The 19,905-nt window shown below is 37.5% G+C and carries 19 protein-coding genes and 1 riboswitch; of the genes, 1 reads left to right on the forward strand and 18 read right to left on the reverse strand.

Going from position 1 to position 19,905, the window contains the following annotated elements; all coding sequences use genetic code 11:
• Nucleotides 1-2: 2 nt before the first annotated feature.
• The 15 genes from KHA95_RS00775 to KHA95_RS00845 all read right to left on the reverse strand — a co-directional run bounded on the left by KHA95_RS00775 (nt 3) and on the right by KHA95_RS00845 (nt 16,251).
• The gene (locus KHA95_RS00775) at nt 3-788 is read right to left on the reverse strand and encodes an energy-coupling factor transporter transmembrane component T family protein (protein ID WP_213135573.1); all 786 of its coding nucleotides are present in this window, start codon (nt 786-788) and stop codon (nt 3-5) included.
• Complete coding sequence (locus tag KHA95_RS00780; RefSeq protein ID WP_213135574.1) at nt 769-2,409, reverse strand: ABC transporter ATP-binding protein; 1,641 nt, start codon at nt 2,407-2,409, stop codon at nt 769-771. Before KHA95_RS00780 ends, KHA95_RS00775 begins: the two co-directional genes overlap by 20 nt.
• Nucleotides 2,406-2,984 carry an ECF transporter S component gene (locus tag KHA95_RS00785; protein ID WP_213135575.1) on the reverse strand — a complete coding sequence of 193 codons (579 nt, stop codon included), beginning with the start codon at nt 2,982-2,984 and terminating at the stop codon, nt 2,406-2,408. Before KHA95_RS00785 ends, KHA95_RS00780 begins: the two co-directional genes overlap by 4 nt.
• Before the next feature lie 24 nt (nt 2,985-3,008).
• Nucleotides 3,009-3,599, reverse strand: coding sequence for a Ykof family thiamine-binding protein (locus KHA95_RS00790; RefSeq protein ID WP_213135576.1), 591 nt, complete (start codon nt 3,597-3,599; stop codon nt 3,009-3,011).
• A gap of 102 nt (nt 3,600-3,701) precedes the next feature.
• Nucleotides 3,702-3,811, reverse strand: a riboswitch (TPP riboswitch).
• 581 nt (nt 3,812-4,392) lie between these two features.
• Entirely contained in the window at nt 4,393-4,599 is a 207-nt protein-coding gene (locus KHA95_RS00795; RefSeq protein ID WP_213135577.1) for a hypothetical protein, read from the reverse strand.
• A 416-nt stretch (nt 4,600-5,015) separates the two neighbouring features.
• On the reverse strand, nt 5,016-5,918 hold the full coding sequence (locus KHA95_RS00800) for an AEC family transporter (RefSeq protein ID WP_213135578.1): 903 nt from the start codon (nt 5,916-5,918) through the stop codon (nt 5,016-5,018).
• Nucleotides 5,919-6,079: 161 nt separating this feature from the next.
• Nucleotides 6,080-7,171, reverse strand: coding sequence for a mandelate racemase/muconate lactonizing enzyme family protein (locus tag KHA95_RS00805; protein WP_213135579.1), 1,092 nt, complete (start codon nt 7,169-7,171; stop codon nt 6,080-6,082).
• Nucleotides 7,172-7,188: 17 nt separating this feature from the next.
• Nucleotides 7,189-8,625, reverse strand: coding sequence for an NAD-dependent succinate-semialdehyde dehydrogenase (locus tag KHA95_RS00810; RefSeq protein ID WP_249316521.1), 1,437 nt, complete (start codon nt 8,623-8,625; stop codon nt 7,189-7,191).
• Nucleotides 8,615-9,487 carry a class II fructose-bisphosphate aldolase gene (locus KHA95_RS00815; RefSeq protein WP_213135581.1) on the reverse strand — a complete coding sequence of 291 codons (873 nt, stop codon included), beginning with the start codon at nt 9,485-9,487 and terminating at the stop codon, nt 8,615-8,617. Before KHA95_RS00815 ends, KHA95_RS00810 begins: the two co-directional genes overlap by 11 nt.
• Nucleotides 9,488-9,525: 38 nt before the next feature.
• Nucleotides 9,526-11,004, reverse strand: coding sequence for an FGGY-family carbohydrate kinase (locus KHA95_RS00820; RefSeq protein ID WP_213135582.1), 1,479 nt, complete (start codon nt 11,002-11,004; stop codon nt 9,526-9,528).
• Nucleotides 11,005-11,032: 28 nt separating this feature from the next.
• Nucleotides 11,033-12,058 (reverse strand): zinc-dependent alcohol dehydrogenase family protein, encoded by a 1,026-nt coding sequence (locus KHA95_RS00825; protein WP_213135583.1) that lies wholly within the window; start codon nt 12,056-12,058, stop codon nt 11,033-11,035.
• Nucleotides 12,059-12,085: 27 nt separating this feature from the next.
• Nucleotides 12,086-13,081: an alcohol dehydrogenase catalytic domain-containing protein gene (locus KHA95_RS00830; RefSeq protein WP_213135584.1), complete on the reverse strand. Its 996-nt coding sequence runs from the start codon at nt 13,079-13,081 to the stop codon at nt 12,086-12,088.
• Between the two features lie 52 nt (nt 13,082-13,133).
• Nucleotides 13,134-13,949, reverse strand: a complete 816-nt coding sequence (locus tag KHA95_RS00835; RefSeq protein ID WP_213135585.1) for a carbohydrate ABC transporter permease — start codon at nt 13,947-13,949, stop codon at nt 13,134-13,136.
• Nucleotides 13,949-14,884 carry a carbohydrate ABC transporter permease gene (locus KHA95_RS00840; RefSeq protein WP_213135586.1) on the reverse strand — a complete coding sequence of 312 codons (936 nt, stop codon included), beginning with the start codon at nt 14,882-14,884 and terminating at the stop codon, nt 13,949-13,951. Before KHA95_RS00840 ends, KHA95_RS00835 begins: the two co-directional genes overlap by 1 nt.
• Nucleotides 14,881-16,251: an ABC transporter substrate-binding protein gene (locus KHA95_RS00845; protein WP_213135587.1), complete on the reverse strand. Its 1,371-nt coding sequence runs from the start codon at nt 16,249-16,251 to the stop codon at nt 14,881-14,883. The genes KHA95_RS00840 and KHA95_RS00845 overlap by 4 nt, the downstream gene beginning before the upstream one ends.
• 138 nt (nt 16,252-16,389) lie before the next feature.
• On the opposite strand from KHA95_RS00845, the gene KHA95_RS00850 reads away from it, so the two are divergent.
• The gene (locus tag KHA95_RS00850; protein WP_213135588.1) at nt 16,390-17,283 is read left to right on the forward strand and encodes a LysR family transcriptional regulator; all 894 of its coding nucleotides are present in this window, start codon (nt 16,390-16,392) and stop codon (nt 17,281-17,283) included.
• Nucleotides 17,284-17,699: 416 nt separating this feature from the next.
• On the opposite strand, the gene KHA95_RS00855 is transcribed toward KHA95_RS00850, so the two are convergent.
• The 3 genes from KHA95_RS00855 to KHA95_RS00865 all read right to left on the reverse strand — a co-directional run bounded on the left by KHA95_RS00855 (nt 17,700) and on the right by KHA95_RS00865 (nt 19,860).
• Entirely contained in the window at nt 17,700-17,999 is a 300-nt protein-coding gene (locus KHA95_RS00855) for a restriction endonuclease (RefSeq protein ID WP_213135589.1), read from the reverse strand.
• A gap of 194 nt (nt 18,000-18,193) precedes the next feature.
• Complete coding sequence (gene dhaL, locus KHA95_RS00860; protein WP_213135590.1) at nt 18,194-18,844, reverse strand: dihydroxyacetone kinase subunit DhaL; 651 nt, start codon at nt 18,842-18,844, stop codon at nt 18,194-18,196.
• A gap of 14 nt (nt 18,845-18,858) precedes the next feature.
• Nucleotides 18,859-19,860 carry a dihydroxyacetone kinase subunit DhaK gene (locus KHA95_RS00865; protein WP_213136107.1) on the reverse strand — a complete coding sequence of 334 codons (1,002 nt, stop codon included), beginning with the start codon at nt 19,858-19,860 and terminating at the stop codon, nt 18,859-18,861.
• Nucleotides 19,861-19,905 lie beyond the last annotated feature (45 nt).

Consider the following 19,905-nt stretch of genomic DNA (forward strand, 5'->3'; position numbering starts at 1 on the left):
ACTTATAAAAATTCTCCAACTGATCGAAAGGTTCCCAGTTTCATAGAAACGAACACGCAAACAAGGAACAAAAAAACCATTATGCTAAGGAACAGCCAATCTTGCCATTTAACATACAAACGTTTGTAATAGGTTCGGTTACGTGATCCGGTAAATCCTTTTGACTCCATTGCTATCGCGGCCCGCTCTGCTTTACGGATGGCGCTTGCAAGTAATGGGATCGCATATCTTTTTACCGTTAACAGCTTTGCTTTCATTCCAGTTTCTCGATTCGCTCCCCGTACTTTGTGAGCATGGCGGATGATGCGGATTTCCTCCGTCAATAATGGTAAAAAGCGATAACCAGCGAGTATTCCGTAAGCCAGTTTTGGCGGCAATTTACATTGCTGAACAAGGCTTAATATAAATTTCACTGGATCTGTCGTTAGGATAAATAGCATGGACAAGCCAGCAAAGCAAAGCACCCTCATTCCGAGACCTAGGCCACTAGAAATGCCATAATTCGTTACATTAATAGGTCCAATTGTTAAATAACTAATCAATTCCGTCCCTTGCGGAGGTTTTGAAAATGCAATGGCTGTCCAAACATAACCAAGTGCAACAAATAAAAAAGGAATGAAAATAAGCAGCCATTTGCGAAATTCAACTTTACCGAAAATAAAAGTGACGGCCAAAATAAACAACCAATATAAAAACGTAGTAACGGGATCGAAAACAATAGAAATGAAAGTGACAAGTACGATGACTGTCAATGCTTTGATGCTTGGATTAAGCGTGTGCAGATGCAAGTTTTTCACCCCGTATTAATTTTTCATGCAGAGAATAGACAAGCGGCAGTTCTAGATGTGCCTTTTTAAGCAGTTCCGTATGTTGTAAAAATAATGCATGAGCCGTTCCTGCATATAAAACAGTCCCATTAACAATGACAATTACGTGATCGGCATATGAAGCAACCAGCTCCATATCATGTGTAATCATTAAAGCGGAAAAACCTTCATCAATCTGAGCGTTTATCATTTTCATGAGTTCCTCTGCGGTCCGTGCATCTTGCCCGTAGGTTGGTTCATCTAAGATAAGCATCGGTTGTTCGTCGACCAGCATCGTTGCAACACTTAATCGACGCTTCTGTCCTTGACTTAGTTGAAATGGATGTTGATTCGCAAGCTTCTCCAAATGGCAGGCTATTAATATTCGTTCCACGATAGGTTTGATTTCTTCTATACTCTTTTGTTGCATATGCAAAGAAAAAGCAATCTCATCATAGACCGTATTTGCAATAAATTGATGCTCTGGATTTTGAAAAACATAACCGACTGCTCGGTTTGCTTCAACATCTGTCAGTAAGGATTCTTTGAAAAACACTTCCCCGGAAGAAGGCTTTATAAGACCAGCTAGAGCGTAAGATAATGTTGTTTTCCCCGCACCGTTCGGACCTACTATGGCAGTTAATTTCCCTTTTGGAATAGAAAGGTCAATTCCTTGTAAAATATGTTTATAAGTAAGCTGCTTAACCTTCATAATCGCTTCCCCCATTTCCCCTTTGCAAGGGAAAAAGGGAAGATCATCTGGTGAATAGCCTTTAAGATGCATTATTTTCAGCAAATCTTCTTCCGTCAGCGGAACATTTCCATCTAAGCCCATTTGATTACTCAATAAAAGTGATTTAGGGAGCCAAATTCCTTGTTGATGCAGTTCATCGAAAAAAAATTGAAAGCAATCTTGTGGTGTGCCATCAAAGGTGATGCGTCCATTTTGCGTGATCACAACGCATCGATCCATAAATGAAATCCAGTGATCAAGCTTATGTTCAATGACGATAAGAGAAAATTGTAGTTCGACCTGCAATTTTTTCATCATTTGTGCAAATTCTCTCGTTGTCAATGGATCAAGCATCGCTGTCGGCTCGTCTAATATAATGACGCTTGGCTTCATTGCGAGAACACAAGCTAACGCTAACTTTTGCTTCATTCCACCTGAAAGTGTCGCTATTTTCGCAGAATAATAATCCTCCAAATCAACGAGAGAAAGAGCCCAGTCGATTCGATCGCGAATTTCCACTTGGGGAATGTTCATATTTTCCAAACCAAATGCAACTTCATCTTCTACGGTTAACATACAAAATTGCGCTTCCGGGTCTTGAAACACAACTCCAATTTGTTGACTAACTTCCCCCGGCGAATAATCCTCGATTTTTTTCCCAGAAAGGTATATCATCCCTTCCTTATGGCCGTCCACTGCATTCGGATAGAGACCGTTTAGACATAAAGCAAGCGAACTTTTTCCTGAACCGCTTGGACCTAGCACCATTAAGGTTTCCCCTTTTTGAACCGTGAAAGAAATCTCTTCTAAAATTATTGTTTCTTCATAGGAGAAAGAGAAATCCTCAATATTCAACAGTGGTGTGGTCATGCGGCTTGCTTCCTTTTCAACTCTTTGCCCAATGCCATTCCATGTAAGACACCTGTTTTTGCCAATGTGTCGCTAATATATTTCCCCAATAGTCCAGCAAGCACTGCCCCTGAAATCAGCCGGATTGTAAACATCCAAAACACATAGGTCGGAGATAGAGCTGCAAAACCTGATAAATAATAGCCCCAAGCAAAACTAAAAACGGAAGAGCCCATACCTGCAGCCATGAGCACCCAGACTGAATAACGTTTCCATCCCGTTGCCGCGAATACAATTTCGGCACCTAACCCTTGAATCATTCCTGAGACAATTAACCTTGGCCCGTTGACATTGCCAATTAACACCTCCACGAAAGCCGCGATTGTCTCGGCTATAAACGCGGCACCAGGCTTCCGAATAATATAGGCGGCAATAATAGAAACGATAAACCATATTCCAAATATTGGCTCATACCCGATCGGTCCCATTATTCCAACCATGACATTGCCAACCTGAAAAAAAAGTAAATAAACAATAGCAAAAACGACGGCAAGAGCAGACATAACGACGATTTCACGTAAATTCCATTTAAACATATGGATTTCCTCCTTTATATACTCTTATTTTCTCGATGGACTATTCGCAGAAATATTCACTGTCATCGTCGTGTGACTCACTTGTTCTTGCGTAAAAACAAATGCTTCCTCCAATGTTGAAAATACATCATGTGCATCCCCATCCAAGCGGCTTGCATAATGAACTCCGCCAGTGAAGGTGCCTTTTTCCTGAGCGATTTTGCATACATCCGCGATAATTTCCATATATCGCGTATCGTTCATTGGATACAAAGCAAATTGTGTTGGTGCTTCAATTTGAATATTAGCAACCTTCAGGTCATTATTTCGCACATCGTCTACCGACATATATGAATCTCCTTCCGTATCACCAGGACAACCGATAGAGAACGTTCCGTTTAAAACAACATGCTCCCCCGTTTTCGCAGCAATTAAGTAAACAGCCTTTGCTACATCAAAGACATGTTCCACCTTCCCGCGAATACAAGTACTAATATCATCCGTCTGCAACCAAACTTTACTCGTATCCACTTCCTGCAAAGTTGATTTAATAATGTCGACGAATCGATCACTCATCGGATAAAGTGAAAACCTAAACCCGACAATTCTACTCGTTCCACATACAAACTCTGACATAATAAAATTCCTCCTCATGACTTGCGGATTCCCGCAAATATATTATTGACAACAAAAAAACTGCATCTTTTGGAAGATGCAGCTGTATACGGTAAAGTCATCCGTAAAACGGCTGCACTTCCCCACGCTGGTATTATCCAGATCGGGTAATAAGGGACCAGAATGCTCCTCCTCATTCCATCTCAGCCTTTACGGCACCCCTAGTGCAACAGATCTATGCAGTTTTCTTAGTCGGCACCATCATATCGGAAGTTTACGAGATTGTAAAGGAAAATGTTGACGAGGGCCCTTTTTCCATCACCTTGTAAAGGATATTCAATTAGGTAATAGAAGAACGCGGACGATCTCATAAAAGGGCGGCATCAGCCACCATTCTTTCTTTTAAAACCTCATTATTCCCTCTCTCGTTTCTTTAACATAGTTCATACAATGCCTGACTTACCAAAAGCGCTCTTGCTTCCCCTTATTTTTTAGGTTCTTCCAAATACTTATCACCACCCAGGTATTGCTAACAAGAGGAAAATCATACAATGTCCATGCTTCCCTTCAGCCCTCCTGAATCTAAAGAAAAGCCTTGTTCCCTAACAATTCCGCGACATCTCCTATTCACGTATTAAATCGGATGATATATTGAACCGATCCATCCTAAACTCAAAAGTACTGAAAAATTATTTGTCAATAAAACGATCCTCACTTTCAATTGCTATTAAATGATGAAAAGATTCAGCATAAATCTCTAAAAGGTCTTCTAACTCAGGAGTTAATTCTTTTTTTAGATCATTTTAATCCTTCTCTACTTTTTTAGTGATCCTTTTAGCATATTCCGATTGTTCAATATACGGATGCTTTCCAACTCCTTTTCTGCTACTTCTTTTAAAATCTCAACTATCCCTGATTCGAAACAATTAGCCGTGAATGTTAGAACTAGATCTAAGCTTTTGAAGTAGTTTTCATCGGGTAGCTCAGTAATGCGATTAGCTGTAACAATGCTCCTACTCATTTACCACATTCCCCTTTCCAATAAAAACTCCAATTCTTCATTTATTATTAGCAAATTAATAGTCTGGAAAAATGAGTTTGTCTATCTTTCATGATTATTCAAAGAATGTCAGGGCCAGTTCTTTAATTTTATGTATAATGAAAAATAAACTAAAAAGGATGTCTAGAAAGTTATTGAAACTAACTTTTTAGACATCCCATTGGGAAAAATCATTATCATTATTAATCAAGCTACATTGTACAATACAAAATGGCGAAATTATGGCATCTCAATGATACATCCCACTATAACTACAATGTTGTTCCTTGGCAAAGTCACATCCGTAATATGCCGTGTGTTTATATAAATTACGTTTAAGCCACAATCCCCACACAGTTGGAAAACCTGAAAAATGAGATATCATTATAACTAGTCATCTACAATAAAATCCACAACCAGACAGGCAGAGTAATAAGACTAAATAGAGTACTAATTAAAGTACTGCTAGAAACAAGATCTGGCTCAGTATTAAACTGAAGTGAGTAGATTGTGGTATTAGCTGCCGTCGGCATTCCTGCCATTAGAATCATAAGTTTTGCCAAAGTATCATCTACGGGTAAAGCTAATGTAATTATATAGGCAATAAAAGGCGAAATTACTAATCTAATTAATAAAGCAATTGAAACCTTTTTAAAAGGGATACATTTAAGTGAAATTAATGCCAGTTGCATTCCTAAAATAATCATAATAGTAGGTACAGTCGCATCCGCTATAAAATCAACAGCAGTAAAGACATAATCAGGAATTGATATTTTACTTACTTGTAAAAACAAACCACCTAAGGCACCATAAATAATTGGCATTTTTACAACAGATTTAAGCGCTTCCTTTATTCCATCACCTTGACTTCCACCTTTTGCAGCAAAGTACAGACCGACTGTACTCATCAAAAAAGTTTGAAGAACCATTAAGACTACTGCATAGTCCAAACCTGCTGCTCCAAAAACAAATAATGCAACAGGGGTTCCATAATTCCCATTGTTCATAAAAGCAGCTGCTAGAATTGTTCCGCATTTTTCTGAATATGTATACCTCATACACTTGCCAATGAATTTAACCAAAATAATTAAAAGAAAGCATAGTATAATAGAATAAATGAGCATAAATAAATATTGGGTATCCAGAGATGTTTGGTAGAATGTCCTAAAAGCTAAAAACGGTGACATAAGATAAAGTGCCATTATGGAAAGGTTGCGTACATCAAAGCCAATTCTCTTTTGTCCAATAAACCCAACTAAAAATATTATAAATATGGGTATTAAAATTTTAAAAAATATCACAACAGATCACCATTAGCAACTTCTTATTGATTGCATCTCCCTTGTAGGAATAAATAATAATGTTACCCTAAAATTCGAGTAAGTATCTATATAAATATCTTTCACAAATCCAAATTTCACCTTAAGTAATATTATGTTTTCACCTATAACTATCTATTAAATTACATTTCGATCTTATATTTTGACACAGCAACTTCATCCCACTCAAGACCGAAACCTGCCCGCTCAGGAGTCCTTAACATTCCGTCTTTACATTCAATTCGCTCTTTAAACAACGGGCTTGCCCAACTCATCCATTCAACTTTAAGATGATTTCGAATCACCGGAAATAAATGTACCGCGTATTCAGGAAATAAATGTATACTTGAGGGCTTATTATATTGTTCAAGCAATGTATTAATGCGCTTCCATCCGGTAATTCCTCCAGTTCGTTGTAAATCAGGAGTATAAACACTCGCTGCGTCTTTTTTTAAGAAATGATGAAACGAAGCAACCCCATACAAATTTTCACCCGTAGCAATAGGAATAGATGTCGTCATCTTATTTACCAATTTATAATAGCCGTCCGTGTTGTTAGCTTCAATAGGTTCCTCAACCCACCTTAGGTTATAGCTTCGCATTTTCTCGATCATTGCAGTTGCAGTTTCCATTGTCCATCCTTGATTCACATCAGCAATCAACTCTATATTTTCACCAATTACATTTCTTATTTCTCGAATTGCCTTTAAATCATCTTCTAAATCTGGTCTACCTAAACGCATTTTAATCGCTTTATATCCTTGTGATACAAACTCATCAGCTTGAATAGCGGCCTCGTTAGGGGACACAAGCCACAAGCCATCACTTTGATATGCCTCAAAGTTTTGTGGCTCCCCCCCTAATAAACGACATACTGGAAGGTTTGCAATTTTCCCCAATATATCCCACAATGCAATATCGATCATTGATAATGCAAACATTGGCAAGCCTTGATGACCTAATAATTTTATCGCATCAAGCATTTTATACCATATCTTTTCAATATTCCGCGGATCTTCCTCTTTAATAATTGGTTCCAAATAATCTAAACATGAACATATAGCCTGTGCAGCATCTTTATGAAAAGCTTGAGCATATGATATCCCAGTAAAACCTTCATCAGTAAAAACATCTAGTAAGACAAAAACGATATTTTTCGATTTTCGAACACAAGAGACTACCGGGTAACGAACTGGAATAGAAACAACTCGATGTTTAAACGAGACTACTTTCATAGATTATGACTACTCCTTCATTTTTCACTTTCATTTAACTCTATTGATATATATTTTATTTCTAAAAATGCATCTAGCCCGTAATGCCCACCTTCTCTCCCAATTCCACTCTCTTTCCATCCCCCAAATGGAACTTGAGGAGCACCTGGTAATGCATCATTAATACCAATGATTCCGTATTCTAGGGCTTCTCCAACACGATAGGTCCGTCCTAAATCATGTGTAAATACATAAGCAGCAAGACCATAAACACTATTATTAGCTGCCTCAATCACTTCTTCTTCTGACTTAAATTTTATAATGGGTGCAACTGGTCCAAACGTTTCCTCATTACAAATTTTCATCTGATCGTTTGCATTTGAAATTAATGTAGGTTCATAAAAGAAACCTGCCATTCCATCAATTAACTTTCTTCCCCCCCCTGTTAATAACTTTCCTCCCTTCGCTAAAGCATCTTCTACATGCTCTTGCACCTTCCTATAAGCCGATTCATTTATTAATGGTCCAATTTCAATATTATCCTCTAATCCATGTCCTAATTGTAAAGATTGAACACGTTTGGCTAATTTACTAGAAAAGATTTCCTCTATGTCTTCTTGAACATAAATTCGATTTGTGCATATACATGTTTGCCCAGCATTTCTATATTTACTAATAATACATGCCTCCACAGCATGATCTATATCGGCATCAGAAAAAACAATAAACGGTGCATGCCCTCCTAATTCCAAAGAAACCTTCTTTACTTGTTCTGCTGAACCACTTATTAACTGTTTTCCAACTCTCGTCGAACCTGTAAATGCGATCTTTTTCACCTTTCTATTTTCAAGAAATTCTGTTCCCATCGTTGAACCGTCGCCAATAACCAAATTTAGCACACCTTTTGGAAATCCTGATTCATGAAATACCTCGAATAAAGCAATTGCCGTAAGTGGCGTTGCTTCAGCAGGCTTGACCACGACTGAACAACCAGCTGCCAGTGCAGGTGCTATTTTACGGGTAATCATAGACGCGGGAAAATTCCACGGTGTAATTGCAGCAACAACTCCGATCGGTTGTCTAATTACATGCGCACGTTTATTGGCTGTCGATGCCGGTATGATTTCTCCATAAATTCGTTTCGCTTCTTCACTGTACCAACGTAGAAACTCAGCAGCTTGGATGATTTCTCCTTGCGCTTCTGCTAATGGTTTCCCCTGCTCTTTTGTTAATATTCGAGCGATATGATCCTTTCGCTCAATTAGTAGTTTATATGCATTGTATAAGGGAATTGAACGTTCCATCGCGGTCATTTTAGACCATGCTTTAAATCCCCGCTCTGCGGAATTTATTGCTAGAGCTACATCTTCCCTTTCTCCTAAAAAGACATCATTAATTTTTTTTCCGGAAGCTGGATCATTTACAACATAGGTGCTTCCACTAATACTTTTCTGCCACTGACCATCATAGTACATATACCCTGTCATTTTCATTTCCCTCCCATGCTCTTCCCGCACTGCCAAGTAATTGTATTTTTTCCCTTACAATGTCGCTTATTGTTTGACGGACTCCTTCTATCAAAGCAAAAAAATCGTTATTATCTGCATTGGATAGGTTCTCTCGTAAATAATCGATTGTTGCTCTCCTCCACTCAGTAGCAATATTAACTTTACTAACTCCATATGATATTGCTGTTTTCACATCATTGGCTGGGATTCCTGTTCCCCCATGTAAGACAATAGGTACTCCAACTAGATCGTGAACTTTTTTTAGGTGGCCCAAATCGATTGGCACGCTTTCTCCATAAGCAGCATGAATATTACCTAAAGCAATTGCTAAGCTATCAACAGATGTTTCACGGACAAACTGAACTGCTTCATCAGGATCTGTCAGCTGTCTTATCTCATCTTTTCCACGGGTACCAACCCTGCCAAGTTCCGCTTCTAGCGGTATTCCGATTGCATTGGCCGCCTCCTTAATTTGCTTTGTAATATAGATATTATCTTCAATTGGCAACTGGGAACCATCGAACATTAGGGACGTGTATCCATAACGAATAGCTTGAATCGCCTGAGAAAATCCATTACCATGATCGAGGTGAAGTATCACCGGAATCTTTGCATGGGTTGCTTTTTCTATGGCAGCGGCAGCTAAAACATTCATAGGAGTATGTTTTAATGTAGCTTGTCCGGTTTGAATGATTACCGGAGAATCCAATTCTTCCGCCGTGCGTATTACTGCATCTATACTGTCAATATGGTCCACGCTAAAAGCTCCAATCGCATATTGATGTTTATGAGCGTGATTAAGTAAACTTAAACCAGAAACTAAAGTCATGTTTATCTCCCCTTCTGTATTTGTATCAAAACAAATTTTTAAAGAGCCATTAACTCTTTAGCAATCTCAATTTTTTTTGAATAATCATTGATATAGTAATGATCAATCTTTTTTGCTTGAATTACATCAGGCGTTAGTGTAAGTGATGATGGAACTGGGATCTCATCAAGTTCTTCACTTGCTTTTGCAGCTAGTATAGCAGCGCCTCTTGCAACACCTTCAGAGTCTCGAACAATTTGTAACGAACGATTTAAAATATTTGCTTTAGTTTGCATCCAATATGGATTCTGTGTAGCCCCACCAGTTACTAATAATCTTTCCATTCTGATTTTTAAAGCTTGCAGTACCTCAATTCTATTTCTGAACAAACAGCTTAATCCTTGAATAATAGATGTTGCCATTTGTGCAGAATAACTATTAGTAAGTGCACCGCCAAACCACGCCATTTGTACATGTTTTTCGGAGTCACTATCGCCTAATGGTGATGGGTAAAATCCAATGCTATCTTGATTTCCTTTTTCTTGGGATAGTACAGTTGTAAATTGGTCATAATTCCAACCAGTGATTGATAAAAACCATTCAACAATTCCTCCTGTCGTACCAACTGGGAGTAAAGCGTAGTATCGACCAGGAATTACATGACAACCGATTGTAAAGTTCGGTACTCCAGTAAATTGATCCATATCAACGTGAGGCATATTAATTACAAGAGTTTCAGCGGTTCCACATGAATTCGTTACATCTCCGTCAAGTGTACTACCAATACCAAATGCACCTACAATATGGTCATGGCCAGCTATTGTTACCGGGATACCTTCAGGTACTTTCACATATTGACTTACTTTCTTCTGTACAGAACCGACAATTTCCCCTGCATTTATAGTTTTCTGAAGCAAGTCTTTGTTAATATCAAATTCCATAAGCAATTCATCGTCCCATTTACGATGATTAACATTAAACAGCATTGTACGACTTGCAAGAGATACCTCAGTTCGCATTTTACCAGTTAGGCAATAAGCTATGTATTCCGCTATATGTAACCAAGCTCTTCCTTTTTTCCACTTTTCCGACATATACTCCTTCATCCATATAAACTTCATTAAAGAGTACTTTGCTTGGGGATATAAACCCGTTTTCCTATAAAAATCTAAAGGATTAACACGACTTTTAACCATATTTAAATATTGATTAGGGCGTTGATCATACCACGCTAATATTGGACCCAATGGTTCCCCTTCTTCGTCTAGTAATACACCCGCTTCTGCAACACTTGCAATTCCAATTGCTTTAATTTTGTATCCATTTGTGCTTATTTGTTCTATGCATGTTTGAATAGCATTAACTGTATTTTCCCATAGCTCCTCTGCAAGATGATAGATTCCACCATCTTTCGTAACATGTGCTGGTGTAGATGTTCGTGCTATCGCTTTTATATCTCCCATCCTATTATATGCGGCGGCTTTTATATGGGTTGAGCCTATATCTAATCCAATAAACACTGATTCTTTTATTCTCATATGTTCCTCCAATATGAAGCTATTAATTTTATATAGGTACCCCGTGCGGATACACAGCCACCTTAAATCCTCTTCCACTTTTAGCATATATAAATGCATCTTCAATCTGTTCTAAGTTAAATCGGGCCGTAATTAAACTTTCTAAATTAAGATTCTCAATAATCTCGAGAGCTTTATAATGACTATAAGGGTTAATGTGTGATCCCAGTACAGTCAACTCTTTTAAAAAAATATCATTAGGAGAAAACTCCATGAATTCGTTTGGAGGAACTACACCAAAAAACAAAATGGTTCCCCCTTTGCAAATAAGTTGCATAGCTTGTCTTGCTGTTTCTATCCTACCAGCTGCTTCGATTACCACATCCGCGCCTAATCCGTGTGTTGCCCTCAAAAGATTATCGGCGACATTTTCTATCGTTGGATCTATGGTTAAGAATCCTCTCTTTTTCGCTTCCGCTAAGCGATATGAATTAGGTTCTATTATATAAACTTGCCCTGCACCATTCATACGTGCCAGTTCTGCTAATACAATGCCTGCAAAGCCACCGCCCAATATTGCCACATGATCACCAATATCAATCTTTGCCCTTTCGATTCCGTGAATACAGCAGCCTACATTTTCAGTTAGTGCCGCTACTGATGATGACATATAATCTGGAATTTTATAAACCGTTTTTTCTGGGATTACACAGTATTCAGCAAATCCACCATCTAAGCGCACCCCAAACCCTTTTTTGTTTGCGCATAGATGCTCTTTTCCAATTCGGCAATATTTACAGAGTCCACAAAAAATATGTGGCTCTATCGTTACAAGGTCATTAGGGCGCACCGATTTCACCCCACTGCCCACTTCCTCTACATATCCAGAGAATTCATGTCCAATTACTACTGGAGGCTCAGCTGGAAAATTCCCTTCAATTATTTTAAAATCTGTTCCGCATATAGTGGCTGCTGCAATGCGAATAAGTACATCTTGTTCCCCTAAGATTGGAATTTCTTTTTCCACCAACTGTAATTTTTGATTCCCTTGATATTGTGCTGCAAGGTACTTCATCTTAATCACCTTCCATTACTTGCGCTTCTATGAATTTAACTTTACGAACGGTTTAATTGTTTTACCCTGGCTAAATTCGATAAATGTATCTTGCAACTGATCAAAAGTTACTATTTTACTAACTAATTTTTGAAATGAGTTTTGATTTTTTCTATATAATTCGATGTTATCCTTCACTTCATTCAAGTTAAAATAGAAGGAACGAATAAGATAAAAGTCTTTTCTTCTTAATTGTGGAGTAGGATGAATGACAAATGGATCATTGCTCTCCCCCAATATAACTACCGCTCCCCCCGGTTCAACTGCATAAATAGCTGTTTTCCGACCAGGGGCACTTCCACTAGCTTCAATAACAATAGAAAACTCTCCTTTAAGATCAATATCCGAAGTATATCTAGTTGCCCCAAATTCCTCTGCAATTGTTAATCGATCTTCTACGGGATCCACAGCGTATATTTCAGAATATCCCATCGCCTGAAATGTCAAAATTGTGCCTAACCCTAGTGGCCCGCATCCTACAACTAGAACCTTACTATCAGATGTTGGGCTGACATTTAAGCGAGTTGCCATTCGTATTGCATGGGCTGCCGTTCCTACGGTATCTAGTAGTAATACCCCATCACTATCCGTTATATCGTCGGGAATCGGTATAAGATTTTTGGACGGTACTAAGACGTATTCCGCATACCCACCATCCCGTTGCCATCCAATCAAGCCATCTATATGTTGGCATCGATTTGTTTCTCCAGCCAAACAAAACTTACAATTTCCACAAAAAATTGGTATATATATAATGACTCTAGTACCTGGTTTTATTTGTGCTTTGGGACCAACCTTGTGAACGATTCCGGCTATTTCATGCCCTGGAGTATAAGGGGAACCTTCTTTAAATAGTCTTTTATCCGAACCACATAATCCACAACATGTTACCTTAACAATTACATCATCCTCATTAAATAATGTAGGAAGTTCTATATCTTTGATCTCAATTTTATTTTCACCTACAAATCTTGCACTCCTCATAATTTCCCACCCTCTTATTTGCAATCTATAATGAATCTTTCAAGAAAGTTTGCTATTTTACAGCACCACTTGTTAATCCACTGACAAGCCAACGTTGTACAAAAGAAACGATAATAAGTACTGGAACTGTAATTAAGGTAGCTGCCGCCATTAAACCTCCCCAATCAACCGCTGCTACTCCAATAAAGTTAAATGCTGCTACTGTTAAAGGGGTTGTTTTAGATCCGGAAAGCACTAATGAAAATAAAAAGTAGTTCCAAGAAAAAATAAATGCTAATGCTGTTGCTACGGACAAGCCAGGAAGTGCAAGAGGAAGAGTAATCTGCCAAAGCACCCTAAATGGCCCGCAACCATCTATCATGGCTGATTCTTCTATTTCTTTTGAAATACCTTGAAAATAAGAAAGCATTAACCAAACAATTAATGGCATTGTAATTACCGTATGAGTTACGATTAAGGTTAAATAATTATCAGTTAACCCTAATTGAGATGCGATCACATACCAAGGAATTAAAAACAAAATTCCAGGAGCCATTCGAGCAATCAGACTTAAAAATGCAGTCCATTGCAAATTGTAACGAGCAGCTGCATAGGCTGCCGGAACCCCTAAAATCAGTCCCAAAAGTGTTGATCCAGCTGTAATTATTATGCTATTTAATATATATTGTCCAAATGGATAGGCGCTAAACAATCCCCTAAAATGATCTAATGTCGGCGTAAATAAAAACTTTGGCGGATATGAAGTAATATCAACATTTTGCTTAAACGCGGATAATAACATCCAAAGTATTGGAAATATAAAAATTACAAAACAGATTGCTAATTGAATATAAATAGCTAGTTTGGATTTCCAAGTTGAGTTTTTCATTATACATACCTCTTTCTCCAGCTAGTTAACAAATAGCTAAATCCCATAACGATAAACAATAACACCAACATCATCGTACTCGCTTGTCCCATATTCGTATAAAGGAAACCTTGTTGGTAAGCATAGATATTCAATGATGTAGATGAGTTAATCGGCCCTCCCTGGGTCATAACATAAATAGTGTCAAATATTCGCAACATATCTACCGACCTTAACATCAAGGCTATAAGAATCGTTTGTTTTAACATTGGTAAAATAATGTAAAATAAAGTTTGAGCTTTGTTCGCTCCATCTATATACGCTGCCTCAAATGGTTCTTCTGGCAGGGCTTGTACACCACCTAAAACAATTAACGCAATAAATGGAGTCCATTGCCAAATATCGACGATTGAAAGTGCATAAATTACCGAACCCGGATCGTTTAGCCATTTTCCAGCTGGTAAATTGAAAGTTTGCAAGACATAGTTTACAAAACCAAGAGATGGTTCAAATAACTGAACCCATACCATACCTGCTGCCACGGAAGGTATAATGGCTGGAAAGAAAAATAATATCCGTAATACTTTTATTCCCCGAACGGCTTTGCTTAATAAAATACCTAAGTATACCCCTAAAACTAATTCAAAAAATAAAGAGATCCCAGAAATCTTCAATGTAATCCATGTCGCCTTCCAAAAAAGCGCATCTTTAAAAGTTAGTAAAATATTATCAAAACCTACAAATGGGAGACCCCAGAATGACACACCTGGGGACCATTTAGTAAACATTAAATAAATCACATAAATTAAGGGGAAGCCTATTAGCAATAAAGTAAATACTACTGAAGGTAGTACCATAATCATTGGAGCAAATCTATCTAGGGATCTAGGTGAGTTTTTGTGCTCCTTTTTCTTAGGTAACCAACGGTCTATTGATTTTAAATAACTTAGATTCATTTGTGGTTTAGAACCTCCGTTAATTTGGCATCTGCTTCTTTAGCTGCATCCTCAGCACTCTTATCACCTAAAATAACTTTACCAACCATTTCTCCAATAATTTGTCTTACTTGAGCTTGATCTTCTGCTGGTGGACCAACATCTGGATTAGCATTATTCATAATGAACTTCAGCGCCTCTACCCATTCTTTCTTTAAAGGTGTATCCATCGAAGAAATGAACTTCTCATCTTCCCAAGTGGATTGCCTTGGACTCGCTATTCCATTAAGTGCCATTTCAAGCTGCATTTCCTTCGATGTAGCCCATTGTAAAAATAACCAGGCAGCTTCTTTATTTTTTGCAAATTTATTGATGGAGATTCCCCATTGCAATTGCGTCAATTTACTACCTCCAGGTCCTGGTGGCACTGGTATAACCCCAATTTTATCGATTACTGTAGAACTTTTTGGATCGATAATAGTATTAAGTTCGTTCGTAGACTCTATTTCCATAGCTACTTTGCCTTGAGCAAACAATGCGGAAGATTGATAAAAAGTGTACTGTATTACCCCCGGAGGACCATAATTTTTGGCCAAATCGGCATACTGCTGAATAGCCCTTATCCTATCGGGATCTTGAAAATTCGATTTCCCCTCATCCAACCATGTCTTTCCATTGTTATATATAAAATTACCGAATGTATACGGTAAAGCCCCTGGAACCCCCCTTAAAGTAACTCCATGAATTTTCCCTTTTGAACCCTTAACTATTTTACTTGCTGCACTTTCAATATCTTCAAGTTTGCTAGGTACTTCAGCCCCATATTCTTCAAACAACTCTTTGTTGTAATAAAGTACTGGTCCCTCAACATTGATAGGAAGACCAATAAGATTTCCATCGATTTTCTCACCGTTTAAAGGTCCTTCAAAGAAATCCTCCATATCAAAGTCTGGAGAGGTAATTTGTTTATTTGATACATATTCATCCAAATTTTCATAAAAACCTGCATTATAGTATTGCAGTCCTTCTCTTGATTTAAGGGACATTAAAATATCAAACTCATCACTTTTTGCTTGCAATGAAATCAATGCCTTTTGTCGTACTTGATCCTCGGGAAAAATCATCATATTAACCTTAATTCCAGTGAGCTGTTCAAATTCCTTAAGATGTGGCTCTAATGTCGTAATCCATGGTTGTTTATTAGCAAGTAATGATATTTCTTGTCCCGAAAATTGTTTCCAATCAAATTCGCCAGAACCTTGTTTTCCTTCAGATAAATTAGTAGATTCGCTTTGAACCTCTTTTGTATTGCCAGAGCTACAACCTACTGTAAACAGGACTAAAGCTATTAGTAATGATGTTATTCCGACCTTATTCATTCTGAACATTCCTTTACCCCCTAGGTTTCCGTAAATATAAAATATTCAAATCTTTCACACTTTCATTGTATGATAGCGTTATCATAGTGTAAAATATATAAAACTTACCTTTTCATAAGTTTTACTTATACAAAAGGAGTGTACTTGATGAATCTGCACCATCTATATATTTTCTGTGCTGTATCTGAAATGAAAAGTTTTACCAAAGCATCAAAAAAAATTAACATAAGCCAACCTGCCATCTCGCAACATATTAATAATTTAGAATTTACTTTAGGTAAAAAGTTAATTGAAAGGCGAGGTAGATTGTTCAAATTAACAAATCACGGTGAGGTCCTTTTAGAATATGGACGTAGAATTTTTAATATGGTAGAAGAAGCCGAAAATGCATTAGTTAGGAGTGGTAAGCATAAAGAAAAGCTCTTTATTGGGACCTCTACAATTCCAGGGACATACTTTCTTCCAGGCTTTATATCTAATTTTATGGAGACAAATCCATATGTTAGATTTAATGTTACCCTAGAAGAAAGCAATGCAGATTTGATTGAGAAACTCATTAATAATCAAATTGATTTAGCGATAAATTACGAAAGCGTAATTTTAAGAGATGAAATACAAATATCTCGTATTACTCAAGATGAACTAGTGCTAGTTTTACCAGGAAAACATCCTTGGGCCAACGGTCAAATCATCTCTTTTGAGGAAATATTAACATTGCCATTTATATTTCATTCTAAGGAATTATTTATCCGATCCATTATGGAAAATATACTGTCTGGAAACACAGTAAATGTTGTATTAGAGTTATCCAATCTCGAAGCAATAAAAGCAGCAATCATCCATGGATTAGGCGTTTCAATGTTACCGTATTCTACCATTCAACTAGAATTAGAACATGGGCTCTTGGCAATTGCTAATTGCTCCACTTTTCGGGTACCTCGAAATTTAACTTTATTACGCAAACGCTCATCATTTGAATTGGGGACAGCCCAAGAAGTTATCGACTTTTTATTAAATAACAATTCAATATCAAAATATTAATGAATGTGGCCATTAATATTTTGCTTAGTTGAAATTGCGATACATATATCCCCTTGCGGTAGAAACAGAATAGTTGGCGAAAAAAACGTGCGACTCTGTTAAATTCCCTGATAAGATCTTCCCTAAAATATGTGAAAGTTACTTTATATAAAAAGGATTGATTCTAGGTAGGGTTACGTTAAGTCCTAGAAGTTTACCTTTTTTAAAACTTACAGTGTCAAAAGACTAGAGAATAAAACAAACAAGGTCTTCTCCAATTAGAGAAGACCCAAGAATTTATAAAAACAATTGGCAAATCCTTATAACATAGTTACGAATTACTTTGTGAATTTTTGGTTCACCAAGTAAGGAGTAATGTATGTATAAAAAAGTATCCTATTGCTATATGGCCATACATCAACATCCAATCCTTTTAGCTACGCTCCCCTACTCATCTCCAGCATCCAATTCATCAACTGCTTTCGATCAATCAATTTAACCTCGTTGGAGTGAGCCAATTTTCTGGCTGGTTCAGTAAAATAATTATTCGTTATCACCCAACACTCATCTGCTTTGTAATGATTTTTAGCTGAAGCTACTTCTTGCACTGCTTTTATTCCCACTTTTCGCTTATAACGTTTCGCTTGGACAATAATTTTCTGTTCTTTCGTTGATAAGACGAGATCCGCACCATAGTTATCTGTTAATGTCTCCAATAGTATTAGAAAAATTTGCAACTACGTTGGTCCAATAAAAAAATGAGTATCATAAAAGTCGGTGTTCACTAACTTTTATAATACTCTTATCACTTAAACTTTATTTAATTTCTAAAAGTATTTCATACATTTCCAACCTGAAAGTTTCTCACTTGTTCAACGTTAAAGAGAAAAAACACTTGTCATATTACAAATGATCTCTTAGTCATTCACGATCATTTATTTACCCTGCTATTAATATATTCCTCAAATCCCCGAAGAAAAAGGGCGCCTACTGTCGCTCCCGGGTCTTGATGACCAATTGATTTTTCTAAATAGCGTCCTGCCCTGCCATGTTTAGATTGCATATAAATTGTGTCAGTCATACCTTTTGAAGCAGCTTTTGAAGCATTGATAATTGCATCTTTCAATGAATCACCATTATTAACAGCTTCTTGCATAGCTACCGCAGCAGGTCCGATAGAATCTAAAATCGTTTTATCCCCTATTTGCGCTTTCCCTCGATCTTTAATGCCATCCACCATAGCATTAAAAGCACTGGCGAGAGATTCCAAATTAAATTCTGTTTTTCCTTGTGAAATTTTTCCCGCACGCATCAATGCAGTAGCTATTAACGTTCCCATAGTAGAGGCAGCATTATTGGCCATTTCTAATCCACTTTGCATTAAAAGAACGCCAATATCCTTCTCATTTGTAGTATCTAAATGTTTTTTGATTCCCTTAAATCCTTTAGACATCGTTAACCCAAGATCGCCATCTCCTAAGGCGCCATCAAGTTGGCACAGATAATCTCTATTCTGATCCATAATTTCACTGATTCTAGTAAATATATCATTTATTTCATTGGCTGTAAGTGTATTTATCACAAGTAATCCTCCTATTATATCTGTTGAAAAAATGGTGTACTAAACGGTGCATCTATCAATTCCTCAAGCTCATCATCTAACTTTAAAATTGAAACGGATAGGCCTACCATCTCTAACGAAGTTGCATACTCTCCAATGTAACGTTTATGTATATGAATCCCTTCTGCTTCTAGAATATTATGAACCTTTCTATAAACAATATATAATTCTTCAAGAGGTGTAGCCCCCAATCCATTAATTAATACCGAAACTTTACTTCCTTTCGATATTGGCATATCTTCAAGAATAGAATTCACTAATGTCTCTGCAATGCTATCAGCTGATTCTAATTTCCCCTTTTTAACTCCTGGTTCCCCATGAATCCCCATACCAATTTCCATTTCACCTTCATTAATGTTAAATGTCGGTCTTCCTACCTCCGGAAGTGTACATGGAGATAATGCCACCCCCATTGTTCTAACAGAGGCATTCGCTTTCTCGGCGATTCGCTTTACCTCATCTAAACCAGCGCCCGTTTCTGACATAGCGGCGGCTAATTTATACATAAAGAACATACCTGCTACTCCACGCCGTTTATCTTCACCGCCTTTTGGCATGGAGGCTATATCGTCGGTTGCAACAACGCTTTCCACCCTAATATTCTCCATGTCTGCTAGTTCAGTAGCCATATCAAAGTTCATAACGTCTCCACCATAGTTTCCATAAAGTGCTAGTACCCCTGCTCCACTGTTAACCGCACGAATTACATCAAGCATTTGTTGTGAACTCGGTGATTGGAAAATATCTCCAACAGCAACTCCATCTAACATTCCACTACCGACATATCCTAAAAACAATGGAAGATGCCCAGAACCACCACCCGTGACAATACCGACCTTATTTTGAACCGGTGAATCCACACGAACTAGTGAACGATTATCAGTTCTAATACTTTTTAATTTATCAGGATGAGCTAACAGCAGACCTTCTAACATTTCATCAACGACTCTTTCTGGATCATTAATAATCTTCTTCATTGCATGTTTAATTTCCGGCATTACAAATCCCCCTATAAATAATTT

It is taken from the genome of Bacillus sp. FJAT-50079, assembly GCF_018343515.1.
Classification (GTDB): domain Bacteria; phylum Bacillota; class Bacilli; order Bacillales; family Bacillaceae_C; genus Lederbergia.